General features: G+C 52.7%; 12 protein-coding genes. 3 read left to right on the top strand and 9 right to left on the bottom strand.

Annotated features, from left to right (window positions below; translation table 11 throughout):
* Positions 1-28 precede the first annotated feature (28 nt).
* Positions 29-3,682 (top strand): AAA family ATPase, encoded by a 3,654-nt coding sequence (locus DCW36_RS11685; protein ID WP_114778798.1) that lies wholly within the window; start codon positions 29-31, stop codon positions 3,680-3,682.
* Between the two features lie 345 nt (positions 3,683-4,027).
* On the opposite strand, the gene DCW36_RS11680 is transcribed toward DCW36_RS11685, so the two are convergent.
* On the bottom strand, positions 4,028-6,706 hold the full coding sequence (locus DCW36_RS11680; protein ID WP_114778796.1) for an MGH1-like glycoside hydrolase domain-containing protein: 2,679 nt from the start codon (positions 6,704-6,706) through the stop codon (positions 4,028-4,030).
* 162 nt (positions 6,707-6,868) lie between these two features.
* Positions 6,869-7,006: a hypothetical protein gene (locus DCW36_RS22585; protein ID WP_164891111.1), complete on the bottom strand. Its 138-nt coding sequence runs from the start codon at positions 7,004-7,006 to the stop codon at positions 6,869-6,871.
* Between the two features lie 192 nt (positions 7,007-7,198).
* Between DCW36_RS22585 and DCW36_RS11675 the strand changes: the two genes are divergently transcribed.
* Together DCW36_RS11675 and DCW36_RS11670 are read left to right on the top strand one after the other, a co-directional pair.
* Positions 7,199-7,729, top strand: a complete 531-nt coding sequence (locus tag DCW36_RS11675) for a cupin domain-containing protein (RefSeq protein WP_114778794.1) — start codon at positions 7,199-7,201, stop codon at positions 7,727-7,729.
* A gap of 70 nt (positions 7,730-7,799) precedes the next feature.
* Positions 7,800-9,299: a PQQ-dependent sugar dehydrogenase gene (locus tag DCW36_RS11670; RefSeq protein ID WP_114778792.1), complete on the top strand. Its 1,500-nt coding sequence runs from the start codon at positions 7,800-7,802 to the stop codon at positions 9,297-9,299.
* Positions 9,300-9,405: 106 nt separating this feature from the next.
* Here the strand turns inward: DCW36_RS11670 and DCW36_RS11665 are convergent, their stop codons facing one another.
* The 7 genes from DCW36_RS11665 to DCW36_RS11635 form a co-directional block, all read right to left on the bottom strand.
* Complete coding sequence (locus DCW36_RS11665) at positions 9,406-10,038, bottom strand: HAD family hydrolase (RefSeq protein ID WP_114778790.1); 633 nt, start codon at positions 10,036-10,038, stop codon at positions 9,406-9,408.
* On the bottom strand, positions 10,028-12,145 hold the full coding sequence (locus DCW36_RS11660) for a hypothetical protein (protein ID WP_114778788.1): 2,118 nt from the start codon (positions 12,143-12,145) through the stop codon (positions 10,028-10,030). The genes DCW36_RS11665 and DCW36_RS11660 overlap by 11 nt, the downstream gene beginning before the upstream one ends.
* A 278-nt stretch (positions 12,146-12,423) precedes the next feature.
* Positions 12,424-13,440, bottom strand: coding sequence for a pectinesterase family protein (locus tag DCW36_RS11655; protein WP_114778786.1), 1,017 nt, complete (start codon positions 13,438-13,440; stop codon positions 12,424-12,426).
* A 124-nt stretch (positions 13,441-13,564) separates the two neighbouring features.
* Complete coding sequence (locus tag DCW36_RS11650; RefSeq protein WP_114778838.1) at positions 13,565-14,383, bottom strand: rhamnogalacturonan acetylesterase; 819 nt, start codon at positions 14,381-14,383, stop codon at positions 13,565-13,567.
* Between the two features lie 247 nt (positions 14,384-14,630).
* On the bottom strand, positions 14,631-17,360 hold the full coding sequence (locus DCW36_RS11645) for a pectinesterase family protein (RefSeq protein WP_164891110.1): 2,730 nt from the start codon (positions 17,358-17,360) through the stop codon (positions 14,631-14,633).
* Between the two features lie 103 nt (positions 17,361-17,463).
* Positions 17,464-19,932 (bottom strand): glycoside hydrolase family 95 protein, encoded by a 2,469-nt coding sequence (locus DCW36_RS11640; protein WP_114778782.1) that lies wholly within the window; start codon positions 19,930-19,932, stop codon positions 17,464-17,466.
* 25 nt (positions 19,933-19,957) lie between these two features.
* On the bottom strand, positions 19,958-21,643 hold the full coding sequence (locus DCW36_RS11635) for a T9SS type A sorting domain-containing protein (protein WP_114778780.1): 1,686 nt from the start codon (positions 21,641-21,643) through the stop codon (positions 19,958-19,960).
* Positions 21,644-21,833: the final 190 nt, after the last annotated feature.

Raw genomic sequence — 21,833 nt, 5'->3', positions numbered from 1 at the left:
CACATTACCAAATTAGCATATTACGCACATGAAAATACTTGCCGTCCGTTTCCAGAACCTGAACTCCCTGAAGGGAGTGCATGAAATCCGTTTCGACCAGAGCCCGCTGGCAGATGCAGGTTTGTTCGCTATTACGGGTCCGACCGGAGCCGGCAAGACTACTATACTCGATGCCATCACGGTAGGGCTGTACGGGCAGGCGCACCGCCACAGCACCGACAAACCGCTGGAACTGATGACGCGCCACACCGCAGAAGCCTGGGCCGAAGTGGAGTTTGAAGCAAACGGAGAACGATACCGCTCCAAGTGGCACATCCGCCGCAGCCGTGGCAAGGCGGACGGTAAAATGCAGGCGGTGCACATGGAGCTATGTATTTTACCTGATGAAAAGCCGTTCGATTTAAAACCGAGCCAGGTGCCCGACAAAGTGGCCGAAGTGTGCGGGCTCGATTACAGCCAATTCCTGCGCTCCGTGATGCTGTCGCAGGGCGATTTTGCGCGTTTCCTGAAAGCAGATAACAACGAACGCAGCAGCCTGCTCGAAAAGATAACCGATACGGGAGTTTACTCCGACATCTCCCGCTTCGCCTTCGAGAAAGCTAAAGCCGAACGGCTGAAAAAAGAGGAACTGGAGCGCAGGCTGGCAGACAACAAACTGCTGCCCGAGGAGCAGCTACAGGCCTACAAAGCAACCATAACCGAACTGACCGAACAGGAAGAAGCGCTGAAACAGGAAACCACGGTGCTGCGGGAGCGGTGGCAATGGCTGCAGCAAATTTCAAGGCTCCGGGAGAAAGCCCGAAGGCAGGCAAGCGAGCTGCAGGAGCAGGAAGCGAAGCTGCAGCAGCTTCGACCGGATTTCCAGAAGCTGAACCAGCACCAGCAGGCCCACCAGTACGTAGGCGAACTCACGCGCATCGAAGCCGCCAACGGGCAGTTATCGCAGGTGCAGACACAGCTGCACACCCTGGAAAAGCAGCTGCCCCTCCTGGAAGTAGAGCTGAAGAAAACGGCCACGGCAGCCGAAGCGGCCGGAAAAGAACAACAGCAACAGGAAAAAGCCGTTCAGGAACTCGAGCCGCTGCTGGCGCAGGTCAGCCGCCTCGACCACCAGGTAAATACCTGCCGCGAACAGTACAACCGCAGCAAAGAAGCCTATGTTGCCTTCGAGAACCAGCTGAAACTGGAGCAAGCTACGCTTCAACAGAAACAGGAAGAGCTGCATCAAATTAAAACCCAAGCCACCACGCTTAAAAAGTGGCTCGAACAGCACCAGGGCGACCAGGAACTGCGGGAACACCTGCCGGAATTCCGTCAGACGCTAAAAGACCTCTCCGACACTGCACAAAACAGCCGGCGGCTGCAAGAAGAGCAAAAAGCAGCGTTGGCCCAGTTACAGCAGGAGGGCAAGCAGCTGGCGCAGTATGCGGCACAACAGGCAGACGTTCAGAAACAGCTCCACGAACTGAAGGCGCAGAAAGAGGAAAAGCTGACGCAACTGAAGACTTTGCTTGCAGCACGTTCGTTCGAGGAACTGGAAACGGCCGCACAGGAAGCACCAGGCAAACTGCAGCGCCTGGAAAAGCTGCTGGACCTCTCGCAGCAGTTCGGTACGCAAACACAGAAGCAGGCGCAGCTCGCCAAAACGCTGGCAGCACATGCGCAGGCCGTTGCATCCCTGACGGAACAACTGGCCGCTACGGAGCAAAAGCAGCAACAGGCTAAAGTACGCCTCGAAGACCTGCAGAAAATTGTGGTGTTGCAGCAACGCATCCAGGAGTATGAGCAGGCCCGCCAGACTTTGCAGCCGCACCAGCCCTGCCCGCTCTGTGGCTCCGAACATCATCCGTTCGTGGAAAACAACTACAGCTCCACGCTTTCGGAGGAGGAGCAGAAACGCGATGCGCAGCAGGTACTGGTTGCAGAACTGCAAAAACAGTTTCAGCAGCTACAACTACAACTGAACACGCAGCTGCACCAGCAAAAAACCGACAACAAAGCCAGCGACGATGCTGCCGCAGAAGCAGAAAAGCTGCAGCAACAGTTTGAAAAGCTCCGGCAGGAGACTGAATTAACCGTTTCCATCACAGTAACTGCACAACTGGCGCAATTGCTCCGGGAGCAGAAGCAGGAGGCAACACAGCTGCAGCAAACCCTGGCGCAGGCACGCACCTGCAGCAAAGCGTTAGAAGCCATGCATACACGGCAGCAGGAGCTCCGCGAACAGCAGGTGCGCACCGAAGCCCGGCAGGAACAACTGCTCCAGTCGCAAAAACTGCTGGAGCAGCAACTGCAAAACCTGCAGCACCAACTCCGCGACTTACACGAAGCACAGCAGGCGCATACCGAAATGGCTGCTTCGTTTGCCGCTACCTTCGGACTGACATTCAAAATTGAAGAAATGGCAGCAACTTATAAGGCATTGGAAGCCCGTGCAGTTGCTTTCCAGCAAAATAAATTAGAATACGAAAAACTGAAAGAGCCCTTTTTCCAGCTACAGGCGCTGGTTCAAAACCTGAAACAGAATACTGACGGGAAAAACAAAGAACTGCAGGAGCGAAAAGAAAAGCTGGTGGAAGAGCACCAGGTGCTGCAGCAATTTAAAGCGGAACGCACCTCGCTCTTTGGCGAAAAAGATCCGCAACAGGAGCGGCAACTGGCACAGCAACAGCTCAGAGCTTTAACAAATCAAGCGGAGGAGGCGCGGGCAAAGCTCCTGCAAAAACAACAGGAAATACGTGAGCAACAACAACGGCAACAGGAATTCCTGCAGGAACACAGCAAAAACAAATCGGTACTGGAAGAACTGCGCCAGGGACTGCTGCACGTGCTCCAGCAGGAAGGCATTGCCACCATCGAACTGCTCAGCCAGATGCTCCTCGACAAGGACGAAGCCAACCGCCTGGCCAACCAGAAAGCGCAAACCGAAAAGCACCTGACCGAGCTGCGCAAAAGCATGGCCGATGTAGAGCAGGAACTGGCCGAAACACAAAAACTGGCCCTCACCACGGCTTCGGAAGCGGAGCTGCAGGAACAGCTACAGGAAAAAACAGGTCTGATGCGGGAGGTGATTACCAAACGGGCACAGCTGGAGCAGTTGCTGGACCAGGATGCGGCGCAGCGTGTGCGGCTGCAGGAACTGGCCACGCAGCTGCATACGCAGCAGCAGGAATGTAACCGCTGGGAGCAGCTCAACCACCTGATTGGCTCCGCCGATGGCAACAAGTTCAGCCGTTTTGCGCAGGGGCTCACACTGGCCAGGCTGGTGGAACTGGCCAACCGCCACCTCCTCAAGCTCAACGACCGCTACCGCATCCTCAAAAATTCAACCGAAGACCTGGAGCTGCAGATTGTAGACACCTACCAGGCCGATGCCGTGCGCCCCATGAATACCCTATCGGGCGGCGAAAGCTTTTTGGTAAGCCTGGCGCTGGCACTCGGCCTCTCCGACCTGGCCGGCCGCCGCACCCAGATCAATTCGCTGTTCATCGACGAAGGCTTCGGCACCCTCGATGCCGAAACCCTGGATGCTGCCGTCACCACGCTCGAAAACCTGCAGGCCGGCGGCAAAATGATTGGCATCATCTCGCACGTAGAAGCCCTGAAAGAACGCATCGGTACCCAAATAAAAGTGCAGAAGCAGCCAGGCGGCGTGAGCACCGTCGAAGTTGTGGGCTGGTAGCTGTATTGCTCTACAAAAAAGGAGCAGTGGCTGTGGTGGCAGGTGCAGCAGCCCTTTTTTTGTCTTGAACAGGATTAAGCAGATTAATGGATTAACAGGATTATTTGCCTGAATCAGGATTTACGGGATTGTAGGATTTTCAGGATTGGGGTTGTCTGAACCAGGATTAACCAGATTAGTGGATTAACAGGATTAGGTTTGTCTGTGGTTCGTGCAGGAGATTTTCAACCCCTACAAAAATTCCTACCTCTCTACCTCCTACTCTCAAACTCTCAAACTCTCAAACTCCTAAACTCTCAAACTCCTAAACTTTCTATCTCCCAAACTCCCTATCTCCCAATCTTTCTACCGCTGCATAAAGCTGAGCGCTATTTCCTTTAACGAGTCTGTAACCGTGTTCGTGGCATCGTCTTCGTCGAGCTCTAAAAGTAGGTTCGCGATCAGGGCGGTCCAGCCGGTTTGGTGGGAGGCGCCGAGGCCCTGGCCGGTGTCGCCGTTGAAGAACTCGTAGAAAAGGTGGTGCTCCTGGAAGTGCTCGTTTTCCGCAAACTCCGCATGGTTGGAATGATAGCGGTATTTCCCCTGCTCATCCTTTTCAAAAATCTTCAGGAGCCGGAGCGTCAGTTCATGGGCAATTTGCTTCAGGTTGAGCTTTTTGCCCGAACCCGTCGGAAATTCATACACATAGGTTGGGCCATAGTAGCTGTAATACTCCCGCAGCGACTGAATGATGAGGTAGTTCAGCGGAAACCAGATCGGGCCGCGCCAGTTGGAGTTACCGCCGAACATGTACGAAGAACTTTCGCCAGGCTCGTACTGGATCACATGCTTGCCATGATGATCGAACTCAAACGGATGCTCCAGGTGGTGCTTCGACAAAGACCGGATGCCGTAATCAGACAAAAACTCCGACTCATCGAGCAGCCTTTTCAGGAGATGTTCCAGCCGGTGGCCGCGCAGCACCGAGAGCATATGATCGCCTTTGTCATTCTTTTCTTCGAACCTGGAGATCAGGGAAGCTAAATCGGGGCGGGTGCGGATGATGTTTTGTACCCGCACTTTAAATTCATACGAATGCTCAAACAGGTGCCGCCCGATTTTCTCGACGGCGAACAGCGGAATAATGCCCACCAGCGACCTGATTTTTAACAGCTGGCTTCCACCGTTCTCAAACTGCACCACATCGTAGAAAAAGGCATCTTCATCGTCCCACAGCGAAATATCCCGCTTCCCGATATGGTGCATAGCCCAGGCAATGTTCAGGAAATGGCGGAAAAACTTGGCAGCAGATTCTTCATAAGCCGCGTTATTAACCGCCAGCTCCAGCGAAATGCGCAGCATGTTCAGCGAGAACATCGCCATCCAACTGGTAGAGTCGGCCTGCTGCATGTTTTTGATACCGGCAGGCATCTTGCTCCTGTCGAACACGCCAATGTTATCGAGCCCCAGGAAACCGCCCTCGAACAGGTTGGTACCATCTTCATCTTTCTGGTTTACCCACCAGGTAAAGTTTATCAGCAGTTTCTGGAACGCCCGCTCCAGGAAATCCCAGTCAGATTTACCCGTTTTGCGTTTGTCTTTTTCATACACCTCCCACACAGCCCACGCGTGCACCGGTGGGTTTACATCGCTGAAGTTCCATTCGTAAGCTGGAATCTGCCCGTTCGGGTGCATGTAGTACTCCCGGAGCATGAGTTGCAGCTGCTCTTTGGCAAAGTCCGGATCGACATACACAAACGTGGTGGCATGAAACGCAAGATCCCAGGCAGCATACCACGGGTACTCCCATTTGTCGGGCATCGAAATGATGTGCCGGTTCGTGAGGTGCCCCCAATCCGTGTTCCGCGTTTTGTTGCGGAGGGGCGGCGTATCGCCCTGCTCCCCGTGCAGCCACTTGTACACATCCATGTAATAAAACTGCTTGGTCCAGAGCAGTCCGCCGAATGCATTCCGAAGCAGTTTTTTATGTTCGGGCTTTAGAGTACCGGGTGTGAGTTTATCATAATAAGCATCCGTTTCGGATTTGCGCCTTGCAAACACCGTATCGAATGTCCGCCACGGGTCAGCGAGCTGTTCTTTGCTTAACCTTACCCGGAAAACCTTATGCCCCCCGGCAGGTATTTCAGCTTTTTGCCAAATGGCCGCCTTGGTACCTATTTTGTCAGGATTTACGGTATGCCCGCCCTTTACCACATAATTGTTGATGCCGTCCTTTACGAAAGGGTACTCGTTTGGCGTATGGTAAATATGTTGGTTATTTGTTTCGTTCTCACAGAAAAGCTGCTCCCCCTCTTCGTGGTAAAGGTAATAAACGCCGCTTCTGCTGGAATCTGATTTTATACAATTTTCGCCCTTCGAGCTGATCAGGGGGCGCTTAAACCAGTTGTTATGCTTCCAGTAGTTTCGGTACCACAGGTGCGGCAGTACGTGAACAGGAGCAGCCTCCGGTCCGCGGTTATACACCGTTACCTTGAGCAGGATATCGTCTACATCGGCTTTGGCGTATTCTATGTAGCAATCAAAATAGCGGTTTTCTTTAAATATACCCGTATCCAGCAACTCATATTCGGGTGTCAGCCGGTTCCGGTGCCAGTTCTCGGTTGTTAAGTTTTCATACGGGAAAGCGGCCTGCGGATACTTATACAGGTACTTGCAATAGGTATGGTCGGGCGAGGAATCGAGGTGGAAGTAAAGCTCCTTTACATCTTCGCCATGGTTGCCTTGTTCGTTTGTTAAGCCAAAAAGTCTTTCCTTGATAATAGGGTCCTGTCCGTTCCAGAAGCCCGGGGCCAGGCAAAGGATCTGGCGATTATCACAGAAACCGGCAATGCCCTCTTCGCCCCAGCGGTAGGCAATGCTGCGGGCCAGTTCATGGGTAATACAGTTCCAGGCATCTCCGTCTACACTGTAATCTTCGCGCACCGTACCCCACTGCCGCTCCGTAACATACGGTCCCCACTTTTTCCAGGTCTTTCTGTCATCGCCACTTGATGGCGGCGCCTCCTCTGTGTAATTATTCACCATCTCATATCACATTACAAACAGTCAATTTATGCTTATTTCAAATAGCAGCTTTATTTTATTGATAATAAGCAAAAACCACCCTGTAAAATTACAAAATTCACCACAAACAAAGCTAACAAAACAACAAATTTATATTTAAACAGACTGTCCTGCCGCACACACTTATCCAATTTTATAATAGTTTATCCCAAATATACTAACAGGTAACCCAAATTCTTCCACCAATGCAGTGCCGACAGCCACTTCCATCGCAAAGCCTGTAAACCAGCTTTTAGCAGCGGCATGTGTAAGTACCGCCAAGGTTCACGCTATACATGCGCCTGCGGCTCGTCCTGTGTTGCCAAAACGGCTTTAAACCTTCTGCTGCACCAGCCACCATTGCCACTGCTGCTGCTAAAATTAACGTTTTCAGGTTGAGGTGGTGCAGCAACACAACTTTTTACCTCCTGTTTGGAGTATATATGCTTTGTTTCACCAGATACGTTTGCTTTTATGCCGGCACCACATGTAAAGTCCTACCACTTTGCCGCCAGCGGCAATATTCCCAACAACCCGGAGCTGCCCCTGCTGCTTTACCGGCAGGTGTTTGCCACCGACAGCAAGCTTGAGAAAAATTTTAAAGAGGCGTTTAAACAAAACAACTGGGGCGGCAGCTGGGTAAATGGCGTGTTCAGGTACCACCACTACCACAGCACGGCACACGAGGTACTGGGTGTGATTGCTGGTTCCGCTACGCTGATTTTCGGAGGACCGGAAGGAAAAGAGGTGGACGTGCAGGCAGGCGATCTGGTGGTGCTGCCCGCCGGCACAGGCCATTGCCGCCAAAGCGCATCCCCCGATTTCAAGGTGATAGGCGCTTACCCCAACGGGCAGGAAGATTATGACATTTGCACGGAGGAAGATGACACAGCCGAAAAGAAAAAGAACATTGCCCGGGTACCGCTTCCTGTTGCCGACCCGGTGGCCGGAGCAAAGGGACCGCTGCTGAAGCACTGGCAGCCAAAACAACATCGGGAAGAATAGCTGTTTCCTGCACAAAATTTAGTTAATTTTATGCCTGGTTCCTGATGCCATTACTATATTTTAACTCCTTATGAACTCAACTTTTATAAAGCTACTCATCCTGGTAGTACTGGGTGGTTACACGCTCTACAGCTGTTCCAATTCCAAAACAAGCACTTCCACTACAACAGCAGCTGCCTCTGGCGCTGAAGAAGCTGTTGTAACTGCCTCCGCAACTGTTGCCCTGGCCGATGGCCCGCTCGAAAAGGCACGGGTTAACTATACCAGCTACTGCTCAGGCTGCCACGGCGAAAAAGCGGTAACCTTTGCCGACCGGCGCTGGAAATTCGGCAATACGGATGCCGACATCTTTAAAAGCATTAAGTTCGGGCACCCGGAAGCGGGTATGCCTGCTTTTCAGGAAGCTTTTACCGACCAGCAGATCGAAGGTTTGGTGGCTTACATCCGGCAAGGCATTACTTCTGTTCAGGAATACAGCTTCGAAAAACGTGAATCCTTACCTGCTATTTTTCACTCGGAAGAACTCAGCTTCCGGCTCGAAACCGTGGCTACCGGACTGGGCGTGCCGTGGGGAATGGCTTTTTTACCGGATGGCGACATGCTGATCACCTCCCGTGCCGGCACCTTGCACCGCTCCACCCCCGGTAAAGCATTGCAGCAAGTGTCGGGCAGCCCCGATGTGCTGGCAGAAGGCCAGGGTGGTTTGATGGATGTAGCGCTTGATCCTGATTTCAAGCAGAACAACCTGGTGTACCTTTCTTACTCTGCCTTTAAAAAGGAAGACGGCAACACCGTATCGACTACTGCCGTGATGCGTGCGCGACTGCAGGGTAACCAGCTCACCAACCAGAAAGTAATATTCGAGGCACTGCCCTATTCCCGAACCAGGCACCACTACGGCTCACGGCTGGCTTTCGACAAGAACGGCTACCTGTACATTTCGGTAGGCGAGCGGGGCAACCACGACGAAAATCCGCAGGACCTGACCCGTTACCCGGGCAAAATCCACCGGATAAAGCCAGACGGCAGTATCCCTGCTGATAATCCTTTTGTAAACCAGGCGGGTGCGGTCGGCTCTATCTTTACCTATGGGCACCGGAATCCGCAGGGGATGGCGTTTAACCCGAAAAGCGGCGAGTTGTGGGCAAACGAACACGGCCCCAGGGGAGGCGACGAGGTGAACATCATCCGGAAAGGAAACAACTACGGCTGGGTGATTACCTCCTACGGCATCAACTACAACGGGAAACCCATGACCGATAAAACCACCGCTCCCGGCATTACCGATCCGATTTACTACTGGGTACCTTCTATTGCTCCTTCGGGTATGGCTTTTGTTACCGGCAACCGCTACAAAGGCTGGGAAGGCGACGTGCTGGTGGGTTCGCTCCGTTTCCAGTTCCTGAGCCGTTGCAAGGTAGAGGACGACAAAATAACCGGTGAAGAAAAGCTCCTGACAGGCATAGGCCGCGTACGCGATGTCCGCATGGGTCCGGACGATTACCTGTATGTGGCGGTGGAAAACGGCAACGTCTACAAAATTGTGCCGGTTGACGCAGTGAGCAACTAGTCCTGCTGTCATTTCGCTTTTGTACCCGCCCAAAAACTTAACAGCAGCTGCCACCACAGCCACTGCTCCTGAAACAGCAGTGGCTATGGTGGCAGCTGCAATCAGTTTATAAGATCGACTTCAACTCCTCAAAGTTGTCAACCGAAGCGATCTGCCCTTCCTCCACATTTCCAAAACCGAAGCGCGCAAAAATAAACGGTACACCGGCGCCCCTGCTGGCTTCGTAGTCGCCCTGGGTATCGCCAACATACACGGGTGTTTGCAGGTTATAATCGGCCACTACATCTTGTATGTTTTCAACTTTAGGCCGGTTTTTGGTGCCATAGCACTGGTGCCCTTCAAAATACTGATGCATGCGGTGGTGCTCCAGGAAAGACTCGATGTAGCCGGTCTGACAATTGCTCACAATAAAAAGCCTGTAGCGCGTCTGCAGGTACTGCAGCGTTTCTTCCAGCCCCGGAAACAGCTCGCCGCCGTACTGGTGCATGTGCTCCAGCTCTTCCTTGGCACATTTGCTTTTGAACTCCAGGCGCTGCTCCTCCGGCAGGTAGGGAAACAGTTTGTCGTAAATCGCTTTGTAGGTCATCCCGGAAATGGACCGGACAACCTCCTGCGTTATATCCTCCCTGATGTAATCCACCTTGTTTCTGGCTGCCTGCCATGCCCTGGCTACTGTACCCGTTGCATCCCAAAGGGTGCCATCCAGGTCGAAAATAACACTATCGAATTTATCTTTCATTGGCTTCTGAATTCTTATAATCTATAAACTTAACCGGATCAGTCCCATTGATGTACTCCTCTATGTTGGTATACCCATCCCCATCCTTGTCTGTAGCAGCGTCAGCCGGATCTTTCGGATTCAGGCCGTGCTTTTTCTCCCAGCTGTCGGGCATGCCATCCTGGTCCCGGTCTTTCGGCGCTTTTGCCGGTGGATACGCAGCAAAGCCACCGTCCGGCCAGTCGGCAGGTGTGGCCGGGATAGTACCTTTCCCTTCCAGCACCGACTGCGCCACATAAGTCGTTATTTTGTCCCGCACCGGCAGGTTGGCGCCGCCCGTGTGCAGCACTTTCCGGTAAGCTTCTTCCGGCGAATCGGTTGTCACCGGGAAAGCCTCAAAAGGCTCGGGCATGACTGTTTCCGGCAGCACCTTCAGGTCGGCAGTACTGCCATTGGGCATGCTGTTGTCTTTGGCGTGAAACTGCGCATAAAGCGACTCGCTCTGGAAGCCCCATTTCCAGGGCTTCAGTTTCGGGGAGTCCGGCCCCTCCTGCTGCACATTACCGATGTAGTTCAGCCGGATATAATCTTCGGGGCTGCCGTAGCCGGCGCCGCCATAGTTGTAGAGGACGTTGTTTCGGTAATCGAGCGAAAGCATTTCGGCGCGGATGTTACGGCGCTCGCCGTGTGCAACCAGGTTATGGTGGAAGGAAGCATAACCCCAGCCGTTCGCGGCCGCCGACATGGAATGGTTGCCTTTCTCGTGCGTGGATTTGCGGGGTGCTCCATAAATGTAAGTCCATTGCACCGTAGAGGCGATGCGGTCCTGGGCGCCATAAAAGTTAAAGATCTGGTCGTTGGCGTACGCTGCTTCGCAATGGTCTACCACCACGTTCATCGCCCGGATATCCAGGCCGTGTGTCTGGTCGCCGAGAACCCGCTGCAACTTTCCGGGACCTTTGGTTTCGCCTACCCGGATGCGGAGGTACCGCAGCACCACATCATGCGCCCGCACATCCACGCCCCAATTCTTTAGCTGGACACCGGCTCCGGGGGCTGTGTTACCGGCTACGGTCAGGTAATGGTGCGTGATAGTAAGCGGCGCTTTCAGTTCGATGGTTCCGGAAACGGCAAAGACAATAATGCGTGGGCCTTCGGCTTCTACGGCGGCACGCAGGCTGCCGGGTATGGGCTTTTCCTTGGGTATCATGGGGTAGCCAGGCAGCTTGGGCCTTCCCACACCCGGGTGTTCTTTGCCCAGGGCATCTACATAGGGTATCCAGTTGCCTTCTCCCAAGGTGGTGGCATATTCGCTTGCCTGTCCGTACAACCCTTCCCGCCGCCCGGGCCTGTTTTCGGGGAGGTAATCTTCCAGGGTGGTAACAATATAAACTTTGCCGCCCCTGCCACCGGGTGTGTAGCTACCATAGCCTTCAGCCCCCGGGAAAGCAGGAAGCTGCGTGTGGAGCATGGTTTTGATGGGCTGCTCCGGCTCCAGGGTCAGCTGTACGTAAACCGTTCCATTGGTGGAGCCGCTGTAATCGCTGACGGTGAGTACTGTTCCTTCCGGGAGCAGGTATTTCTTTATTTTCGGATGCCGGAACGGAAGTTCTTTGGCGCCATAAGGTGCCAGCGCCTGCACCATGCGGTCTATCTTATCAAGAAGCGGCTGGCGAACGGATTCGTCCAGGAAAGGGAATTCGGTCTTTCCTTTTTCCGAAGCTGCCAGCGCTTCCACGCGCCCATGCTGCATGTCGAAACGCACCGGTCTGCCAATATGCACTTTGATAACCGGACGGGCCGGATCAAACACATAGTACTCCACCTCGTAGGCATGCTGCCCGAAAACCGGCAGGCCCGGCCAGCCCGTGCTCCGTTGGGCGTTGTACAGGAGCGGGTACTTTTCGGAGCCCTGTGCCAGACCCAGTTCTGCCGGGAAAACAACATCCTTCAGTAGCAACGGATTTCCCTGCCACGGCTGCTGCACCTGTAGCAGTTGTTCTAGTAAAGGAAACTCCCGGATAAGCGGTAGAGCGGCAGTCGCTTCCGGAAATTTTGCTTCCAGCTTTTCCTGCCGTACCTGGGCCACCGACTTCCCACCCCATGCCAGGAAGAGCAGGATTAACATAATAAGTTCAGGTCTTTTACACATGGTTCTTTCCGGGAGCCGCCGTTTCAGTGTTTAACCATCGGGTTTTGAACAGGTCAAATATAATGGTTGTGTAGCAACAGAACAGGCAGCTGTATCTAAATAAAAGTGATCGTTATCATTCATTGTTTACAGCAGGCGCTGGAGCGCACCTGCTACTAATGGTAATGCCACAGCGCAGTCGGCTCTACAGCAGGGAGAGCTGACTGCGCTGTGGCAACAGCACCGGGTAACTAAAAAAGCTGTGCCGGCTTTTGCTAGTTTATTTTAGCTTCTGCCGGGAGCCATTTATCATCTCCTGCAAAAATGTTTTCCAGGGTATACTGCTCCGCCTCTTTCTTCGTCAGTTGCTTCGACCAGGCCACGCGCTTGGCTGGATTGGCTCCTTTGCCTTTGCTTTGGTATTCGGCATAGTAGGCTGTCTTTTCCTTATCCGGGAACATCTTATCGCCTGGCCAGTGGTGCCAGCCTTCCGCTACAATCTGAGGTCCCATTTCGGTTCGGATGAAGACCGTTTTGGCATGCGGTCGCCAGGGCCGCCCCAGGAAAACCTTATCGACTTCGGGCGCTGCTATTAATTTGCAGTCAATAAAAACATACCCAAACTTCTGGAACTGCCGCTGCGAAGAGGCGGTAATGTAAGAGTTGGATAAACTTTTGATTGTGCAGTCTTTGAAGACACAGGTTGCTTCCCCGAAAATAAAATCGGTGGTGCCTTCGATAAAACAGTTCTCGTAGTACTGGCGGCTGTTCGCACTCGCGGTATATAGCGTGTCCTGGTTACCCAGGATGTGGCAGTTCCGGGCAATAAACCGGTCACCTTCCACATGCAAGGCCACCGCCTGCCCTACCCGCCCGGCGGTATTTTGGATGGTCAGGTTTTCCAGCGTTACACCATTGCCCTGCACCAGCACGGTGTAGGAGGTGAAGGTAGAAAACTTCTCCAGGCCGAAAGCATCTTTACCTCCCGCTACCGGTTTCCCTGAATAATCATCGCCGGTGATGATGGTAGCTTCCGGGCTTTCGCCGATAAGCGAAATATTGGTCTTCCAGGAAGGGATGACGATCTTTTCGTTATAGGTGCCTTTTTTGATCTGGATACGCACCCGCTCCTCGCCTAAATCACGAACCGAATTGACCGCCTCCTGAATTGTTTTGTAGTCCCCGCTGCCATCCTGTGCCACCGTAAGCGTGGACGGATATGTTTTTTGCGCGAATGCGTACGGAACTAATAAAAGAACAAACAGGAAGGTGCTTACAAGGTGTTTTGTCATTTCTCTATCTTAAATTGGTTTAGCAGGTTTGTACCCAAATTTATTTATTCTCAAAAGTCATTCCTACTTTTTAATCTTTAAAGTGAGCTTTTGTAAGTCTTTGCTATCGGAAGAACTGCCGTATTTATTTAGCTTTTGCCGTCACCGGCTTCAGCTGCTGCATGCCCTGGAACACCAGGCGGGCCACTTCTTTTGCTCCTTCCGGCTGGAAGTGGGTATTGTCTTTCTGCCCTTCGGGATAGGCTTTGTATTTACCGGCTGGCAGGTTCATGAAATAATGCTGCGTTACGTACTCCTGCCCTTTGGCGGTGAATGCATCAATCGAAAGTTGTGTAAGGTCGATGAGCTGTACGTTCAGTTCGTTGGCTACGTCTTTTACGGCCTGCGGATACTCGCCGTGCACGTTGCTCAGTTTGCCATCTTTCCAGGGATAATTGCGGTTAACAGGCGTGATAAGAATGGGCGTAGCGCCTTTTTCGCGGGCCTGGTTTACGAACAGCCGCAGGTATTCTTTGTAGCCCTGAATGTTGACATACCGTTCGTGCTTATCGACAGCAGCATCGTTATGGCCGAACTGCATCATCACTATATCGTTCTTTTTGAGCGCATTGTACACTTCGCGCCAGCGGCCTTCTTCAAAAAAGGTACGGGTGCTTCTTCCGCCCCTGGCCCTGTCGTCTACCACCACACTGTCGGCTTTGATGATGCTCTTTACTTTAGAAAGGCTGTCGGAGCGCAGGAATGGCTGGAATACCTGTCCCCAACCGGTTACCGGGTACCGTTTTACCATGTAATCTTCATCGTCGTAGTTGTTGGCATAATCCGCTACCGTAGAATCCCCGATGAGGTAAACCTTAACAATGTCTTTCTTTTTTTGCGGCACAAAGGCCATGGCCAGCAGGCAACTCACCAACAGCAAAAGGCCTCTGAATCTGTGTTTCATAGGTTTTGATTTTTGATAAAATTGAAAAAAAGCAGCAGCAGCGGGTGTGGTGGCAGCTGCAGAAAACTTTTCAGCTTTAAAATGCCTCATGCAGGTGCTGTTTCCGTTCTGCTGCACCTGCCACCACAGCCTCTGCTGCTCTTCGAAGGCTGAAGCTACAGGAGCGATGCTTATCAGCGTATCCTCCCGCTTCATTAAAAAAGCCTGGCGCAGAAAACTACGCCAGGCTTAACAACAACAACTACTACTATTTATTTAACAAAACTTTGGCACTTCCCTGCGTACCGTCCGATGCATAGCGTACGATGTACAGACCAGGCTTCAGGTTGCGGAATGAAATGGTTTTGGCTGTACTTTCTTTTACAAGCACTGAACCGGTTACATTGTAAACTGAAACCAGTGTTTTAGCACCTGTAATGGTAAGGGTTTTATCAGCATAATCGATAAGTTTATTATCGATGTCTTTCTTAATAGAAGTTACACCACCCACAATTAAGGAACCAGTACCTTCGAAAATGGCAGGATGCGTAGTGGCAGTATAAGTGCCTGCAGCCATTTCTGTGCCGTTCAACGTGAAAGAGTTTACCTGAACATTTGTGTTCAGTACTGCTTTTCCGCTGCCGCTGGTGTTTAACCTTAATACATCGCCTGCGCTTTTCTCGTGGCTGAAGAGTACTTTGTTGTTCAGGCCAACGTCAATCAGACCGCCACCAAAAGCATTGGCGGAGGTACCTTCTATGCGCACAACGCCACTGGCATGCGTCGGTGCATTAGTCAAATCCCAGGTACCGGTGAAATTGCTGTTGTTACCGCCCAGCACCAAAGTAGCCACTACTGCTTCGTTTCTGGTGTTTCGCGCCGTGATCTTGGAGCTACCACTGATGCTGCCAGGCAACACCATGGAGCTTCCTGTCGCACTGCCGCTGCTCATCTCCATACGAACGTCACCTAACACTTCGATTGGGGCATCCAGGGTAAAGCCTGTACCGCTGGTCGCATAACTCATCCTGGAACCTGCTTCCATTCTGATAGTGCCTGTTGCTCTGTGAACCCCTCTAAGGCGAACTGTACCTGTGCTAGTAACAAGCATATTGGCTGGAAAAGCCGCGGGACCTGCCGTTTCAATTTCGCGACTTACAATAACAGTTTCGCCTGCCTCTGGCATTAGTTGCGGAGAGTAATTGCCCGCAACATCCCAATAGCCACTAACTGCACCAGTAAATGTAAATGTGCTTGGGCGACCTACTATTACCTTTCCGGTGCCACTGATTAAGCCAGCATTTGTGGCAGCTGTGTACTCACCCAGCGGCTGCATTACGTCGTCGATATAGAACTCGCTCAGGGTAACATCGGCATTGAGTACAAGTGAGGCCCCTGTTACTACGCGTAGCGCAGACGTTGGCTGCATAGCACCGCCGTTCCCAACAGCCAGAGTAGCACCAATACTTACCGTTACACCACCTTTGCCCAATGCGTTTGCGGACTTTGCTTCCAGCGTGCCGGCTGTTACGAGCCAGTTTCCTGAGAAGTCGCTGTTGTTTGCATCCAGTACTACGCGGCCTGCTCCTTCTTTTGTGAAGGTATGCACGCCGTTCAGCACAGCTGTTAGAGTAAGGGTACCTGCCCCGGAGAGCTTGTTCGCTTCTTTTGTAGCGATTTTTCCTCCTAGGGTAACATTCTCAGCAGTGGTAATTTCAGCGCCGCTCATCGAAATATAAGTTGCTGTGCTGTTGTCTGTCACGTTGAGTTTTGCGCTGTTCGACAAGTTAAGGTCAGCCAGGAAGGAGCCGCCTGTGGCCAAAACTTCGTGCTGGCCGTCAACGGTGGCAGATTCACCAACAGCAGGTACTTCGCCCGGATTCCAGTTTCCGGCTACCAGCCAGCCTTTGGTGGCGCCGCTGCCGGTCCAGTTAAAAGTACGCACAGCCGGAGCTTGTGCCGTAGGATCCCAGTTGTCAGAACCACCCATCACATTCTGAATCGTATAGGTAGCTGCTTCTTCAGCAGTTAACGCTTTCAGACCTGCCCAGTTGGCACGCCCACTCATATCGGCGCCTGGCCCGTTGTTGTTGTACTCGTACAGGTGCAGGTCGGGACTGGTATCGGAATAGTCCATGCCCCATTTATCGCCCCAGCCTTCCGGGTGGATCTTTTCCGTCATGTAAGAGTTCATGATCGTCACTTTCGGATACTCATGCCACGGACGGCCAATTCGTACCATCGCACCGTCGTCTCCGGCACGCGGGCTGTTGGTGGCATAGGTAAAGCGGCACTCGTTGAAGACATAGCCAAACGGTTGTGACCTTGGTGTTGAGGGCGCTGTAATCCAGCCGCCGCCCCAGCTGCGGATTTCGCATTCTTCGAACCAGGCAATGCCGGCTCCATAGATATAATCGGTACGGCCCAGCACCAGGCAGTTTTCGAAGTAGCTGCGCTTGCCGGCATCCCACAGGTAAATCGTGTCCTGGTAACCGAGGAAGTTACAGTTCAGGAAAATGTTTTTGTCTGATTTTACCGTTAAAGCCAGCGCCTGGCCTACCGGACCAGCCGTGTTCTGGAAGGTGAGGTTTTCGGCCCGGAAACCATCGCCCTGCAGGGTAATGGTTGCAGAAGTCCGAATGTTCTCGCCTGTCCACTTGGCAGCATCTGCTGTCGGGCATTTACCGGTGGCACAATCAAAGATATGATAGCTGATGATCGTTTCGTCGCGGCTTTCCCCGATAAAAGTAACATTCTTTTTATCGCCCGGAACAATCAGTTTTTCGGTATTGTAGAGGCCACGCTTGATGTAGATGACCGTGCGCCGCTCGCTGTTGGAAGGTACAGCATTGATGGCATCCTGAATTTTGATAAAATCTCCGCTACCGTCTAAGGCAACTACCATATCGGCATTAAATGGCCTTGACTGAGCCTGGGCAGTATACCCCGCCAGAAGCACACAAAGCAGCAATAACAACTGTTGTAAAGGTTTTTGCATTCTCATAAGCTTTTTTAGTTTAGAAAAGGGATAATTAACGTAAGTAAAAATTTAAACAGGCTCTGCTATCTGTTTGTCAGAAAGTGGCAATACAGGAATTGCTTTATTGGGCCACGAACGTATAAGACCTGCCTTTCTGTGTTTCAAGATCAAACAACTGTGAAGCTGGCAGTTCTACTTCTCCTACAGTTGCTTTTGGTGAAATAAGCGGTTCTTTAATGTTCGTAGCCTGGTAAAATTTATTCGGGTTGTCGCCGGTGGCCTTTTTCAAATCCCCTTTACCCTGTAAGGCTAAGGTATTGGCTACCCTGATCCGGCAGTTACCGCCCAGTTTCGAGTGGATGGTCAGTTGCTTCACTTTCCCGTTCTCCCAGCGCATGTCTACCACAAATCCTCCTCTTGCCACCAATCCTTTTACCTCACCAGACTGCCATTTTTCCGGCAGGGCGGGTAACAGGTGCAGGCTTTCCAGGTGACTCTGCAACAGCATTTCGGCAATGCCCGACGTACAGCCAAAGTTGCCGTCTATCTGGAAAGGCGGGTGCGCGTCGAACAGGTTCGGATAGGTACCGCCTCCCTCGCCCTTTTCCGCTAAACCGGCTGGCGTGAGTTGGTCTTCGATCAGTTTATAAGCACGGTTCCCGTCCAGCAGTCTTGCCCACAGGTTTACTTTCCAGCCCATGGACCAGCCCGTAGACTTATCGCCCCGGTAAACGAGGGATTGTTTGGCAGCTTCAAATAGTTTGGGATGACTGTAGGGCGAAACCTGGTCGGCGGGGAACAGGCCGTACAGGTGCGACACGTGGCGGTGCTTGTCGTTGGTGCGGTCCCAGTCGTGCATCCACTCCTGCAGTTGCCCGTGCTGCCCCACCTGCATAGGAGGCAGCCTGTTGCGCATGGCTTTTAAAGAATCTGCAAATGCTTTGTCGGTATTCAGGATTTCAGCAGCACGAATAGCGTTGGAGAATACGTCGAACACCAGTTGGTTGTCCATGGTCGTGCCGGCCGCAATAGAAACGCCGCTCTGGTGTCCGTTTTCGGGCGACATGGAGGGTACTACTACCAGCCACTTATGCGTTGGTTCCTCCTGCAGCACATCGGCATAAAAGGCAGCGGCACCCTTCAGCACCGGGTAATATTCTTTCAGGAACGCCATATCGCCGGTGTAGAGGTAGTGCTGCCACAGGTGCTGCGTGAGCCAGGCGCCGCCCATGGGCCACAGGCCGTAAAAGGCACCGTCTATGGGACCGGTCATGCGCCAGATGTCGGTGTTGTGGTGCATGTTCCAGCCGCGGGCGCCGTACATTTTTGAGGCACTTTCCTTGCCTGTCTCCGCCAGCTCTTTGATCATGGCAAAAAGCGGCTGGTGCATCTCCGGGAGGTTGGTTACCTCGGCAGGCCAGTAGTTCATCTCGGTGTTGATGTTCACGGTGTACTTGCTGTCCCAGGGCGGCGACACTTTATCGTTCCAGATGCCCTGCAGGTTGGCAGGCTGCGTACCCGGCTGCGAACTGGAGATGAGCAGGTAACGCCCGAACTGGAAGTAGAGCGAAATAAGCTGCGGATCGTTGCCACCGGCAAACTGCTCCAGGCGTACATCGGTTGGTTTTTTGATGGCCCCGGTAGCCCCTAAATCCAGCGATACCCGGTCGAAATACCTGCGGTAGCTGCTGATGTGCGCTTCCCTGGCTTTGCTGTACTTCTTTTTCAGGGCACTGGCCAGGTAGCCTGCTGCTTTGGCCGCTTCGTCGGCACTCAGGTCTTTGTAGTTTTTAAAGTTGGTGGCCATCGAGATGTAAATCACAGCTTCGTCGGCACCCGTTATTTCCAGCTTGTCAGCTGTTGCCGTTACCTTACCACCTTTCACCACCGGCTGGATGCGGGCCTGGAATTTCACTTTCCCCTGCTTGTTATCTGCATCGCCAGAAACGCCGGACAGCAACAGCTGCTTATCCTGCGTACGCACGCTGTATTTTTTGTGCGGGCTATCGGCTCCCAGGGTACACGTGATGCTCCTGGGTTTGTCGGCCGTCAGCCTGACCATGATCACTTCATCCGGAAAAGAGGAGAACATTTCGCGTTTGTACGTAACGCCGTTTACTTTGTAAGTAACCGTAGCTATTGCCTGCGCAATGTCCAGGTCGCGGTAATACGCTTCTGCAGCCTCATGCCCGGGAAACGTAATAAACAGGTTTCCGACCGGCTGGTATGGCATGCCGTAGTTCAAATGGGCGGGCGCCTGTCTTGGCACTTTCTCGAGCGCCAGTGCCTGTGCCTCCTTGTGCTTTCCTTCGAAAATCAGTTTCCTGATTTCCGGCAGGCCATCTTTTAATGCTGGGTTAATGTTGTTACCGGGCTCGCCAGCCCAAACCGTTTCTTCGTTCAGCTGCAACTGTTCTTTGGCAGCACCGCCAAACACCATCGCGCCTATGCGCCCGTTGCCCAGCGGCAGCGCTTCGTTCCAGTCAGCGGCAGGCTTGTCGTACCACAGCTTCATGGCTGCATCTTTCTGGGCAAAGGCGTTTGTCAGTACAAATACAAAGAGTAAAATACTGCTCCAGATACTTTTCATTCCGTGTTCTATTTAGGGTTTGATTTTATTCCCGGACAAGTGCCAGCCGCTTCACCAGGCCAGCGTTCCCTTTCCGGATACGCACCAGGTACATTCCGCTGCTGAGGTGGTTGCCGTTCGCATCGGTCCCACTCCACTGCAGGCTGTGCGAGCCCGGCTTTAAGTGCGCATCCAGGAGCAGGGCCACCTGCTTCCCGGTGATGTCGGTTACCGTAACAGTTACCTGACCTTGCTGCTGAAGAGCAAAGGCAATGGTGACAGCATCAGAAAAAGGATTCGGATAAATAACAGACTCCCCTAGCTGCAGCTCTTGGGGCAGGCTGGTGATGTTACCGGCAACCAGGCTGTTTAGATACACTTCGAGGTTGGTGTAGCCGCTGGCATGGAAGGCATATCCGTCTGCTGCATTGTTGGGATTGAGACCGTTCTGCTGCTCCCAGGCATCGGACATGCCATCGTTATCCGCATCGGCGGGGGCAGGTAACGACTGCAGTACCGGCCAGCCGCCTACATCGGCCTGCGAATCGATGATGCCGTTGGTGCTGCCACCTGAACCAGGCGCCGTGTAAGTCTTGTTGCGTACTGTGCCGACAATGCGTTCGTCTACGGCATCGCGTTTGAGCGAAGCGCCAGCATTTTGCAAAACCAGTTCGTAAGCCTGTTCCGCTGTGTGCGTGGTAACGTTATTATCGACAGGATGAGGTTCTGACAAGCGCATGGCTGCTTTGTCGGCTTCCGATACCGTGCCGTAGCTGCCGTGGAACTGGTTGTAGACGCCGTAGGTCCAGTTATCGTCTGTGGCACGGGTGCTGCCGTCTACGTAGTTGCCGTTAATGTAAAACTTGCCCCAGATATCGTATACTTCTGTTCCCTCATTTTTATTTTTATCAGGCGAAAAAATACGTTCCTTTTTGGATGTAGCCGGGCCGGGTTTGTAGTAATTATTCACAATATTGATGTTCATGCCCTCGCCACCATAGGCGCTGTTACCTCCCCAGTTGTAGAAAACGTTGTTGCGCATATCCACCAGGTCGGTCAGGGCGAACGCTGATCCGGCGTATTCCCCGAAGCGGGGGTTGCGGCTATCGTGGTGGGCCATCAGGTTGTGGTGGAACGAAGCGTATTTGCCGCCCCAGATACCGCCATAGCCATGCGCGCCTTTGGCATGTGCCGAATTTCGAAGACTTTCGGAGATGATGGACCACTGCAGCGTAAAGTTTTCGTTGGCATAAAAGGACACACACTCGTCGGTTGACCAGCTCATGGAGCAGTGGTCGATGATTATGTTTTTATGGAACCTGCCGCCTAACGCATCAGCCTCCTGCTGCGCCTCATCGCCCATCCGGAAGCGCATGTACCGGATAATTACATGATCGGCATTTACATTGACAGGATAGTCTTTGAGGGTAATTCCGTCGCCGGGAGCGGTTTGGCCGGCAATGGTGATGTTTGGGTTATTGATGTTTAAGCTGGACTTCAGGGTGATGGTGCCCGAAACCCGGAAAACAACAGTACGCGCCCCGGCCCGGCTTACAGCATCCCGTAAACTGCCCGAACCGGAATCGTTCAGGTTGGTAACAGCATATACTGCTCCGCCACGTCCGCCTAATGCATACTGCCCGAAGCCTTCGGCTCCCGGAAAGGCAAGTTGTTGTGCCTGTAAGGCCCCGCAGCTAAATAAAAAGAGAACTAATATAAGTTTTTTAAACATAAACAAGGCATCTTAAATTGCATGTACAAATATAAAGGAGCGCGCGCTGTCGAAGCCACTGTGAAAACTATGCTCTCTGAATCCGCTGACACAAATGCTTTTTTAGTAGATGTATGCTAAACACCTTATGCAAACGATGGCACAACAGCGCGTTTTTCACAGGAAGCCACAACCGTTATCCTACCATTTG

It is taken from the genome of Botryobacter ruber, from assembly GCF_003347595.2.
GTDB classification, from domain to species: Bacteria; Bacteroidota; Bacteroidia; order Cytophagales; family Hymenobacteraceae; genus Pontibacter; species Pontibacter ruber_A.
Note: the sequence above shows the minus strand (reverse complement) of the source record. Positions and strands in the feature narration are given on the sequence as shown.

Bases quoted from the DNA above. Each gene is read 5' to 3' on its own strand.
- DCW36_RS11685 (WP_114778798.1), top strand. From the start codon at position 29: ATGAAAATACTTGCCGTCCGTTTCCAGAACCTGAACTCCCTGAAGGGA.
- DCW36_RS11680 (WP_114778796.1), bottom strand. From the start codon at position 6,706: ATGGTGAATAATTACACAGAGGAGGCGCCGCCATCAAGTGGCGATGAC.
- DCW36_RS11675 (WP_114778794.1), top strand. From the start codon at position 7,199: ATGCCGGCACCACATGTAAAGTCCTACCACTTTGCCGCCAGCGGCAAT.
- DCW36_RS11670 (WP_114778792.1), top strand. From the start codon at position 7,800: ATGAACTCAACTTTTATAAAGCTACTCATCCTGGTAGTACTGGGTGGT.
- DCW36_RS11665 (WP_114778790.1), bottom strand. From the start codon at position 10,038: ATGAAAGATAAATTCGATAGTGTTATTTTCGACCTGGATGGCACCCTT.
- DCW36_RS11660 (WP_114778788.1), bottom strand. From the start codon at position 12,145: ATGTTAATCCTGCTCTTCCTGGCATGGGGTGGGAAGTCGGTGGCCCAG.
- DCW36_RS11655 (WP_114778786.1), bottom strand. From the start codon at position 13,440: ATGACAAAACACCTTGTAAGCACCTTCCTGTTTGTTCTTTTATTAGTT.
- DCW36_RS11650 (WP_114778838.1), bottom strand. From the start codon at position 14,383: ATGAAACACAGATTCAGAGGCCTTTTGCTGTTGGTGAGTTGCCTGCTG.
- DCW36_RS11645 (WP_164891110.1), bottom strand. From the start codon at position 17,360: ATGCAAAAACCTTTACAACAGTTGTTATTGCTGCTTTGTGTGCTTCTG.
- DCW36_RS11640 (WP_114778782.1), bottom strand. From the start codon at position 19,932: ATGAAAAGTATCTGGAGCAGTATTTTACTCTTTGTATTTGTACTGACA.
- DCW36_RS11635 (WP_114778780.1), bottom strand. From the start codon at position 21,643: ATGTTTAAAAAACTTATATTAGTTCTCTTTTTATTTAGCTGCGGGGCC.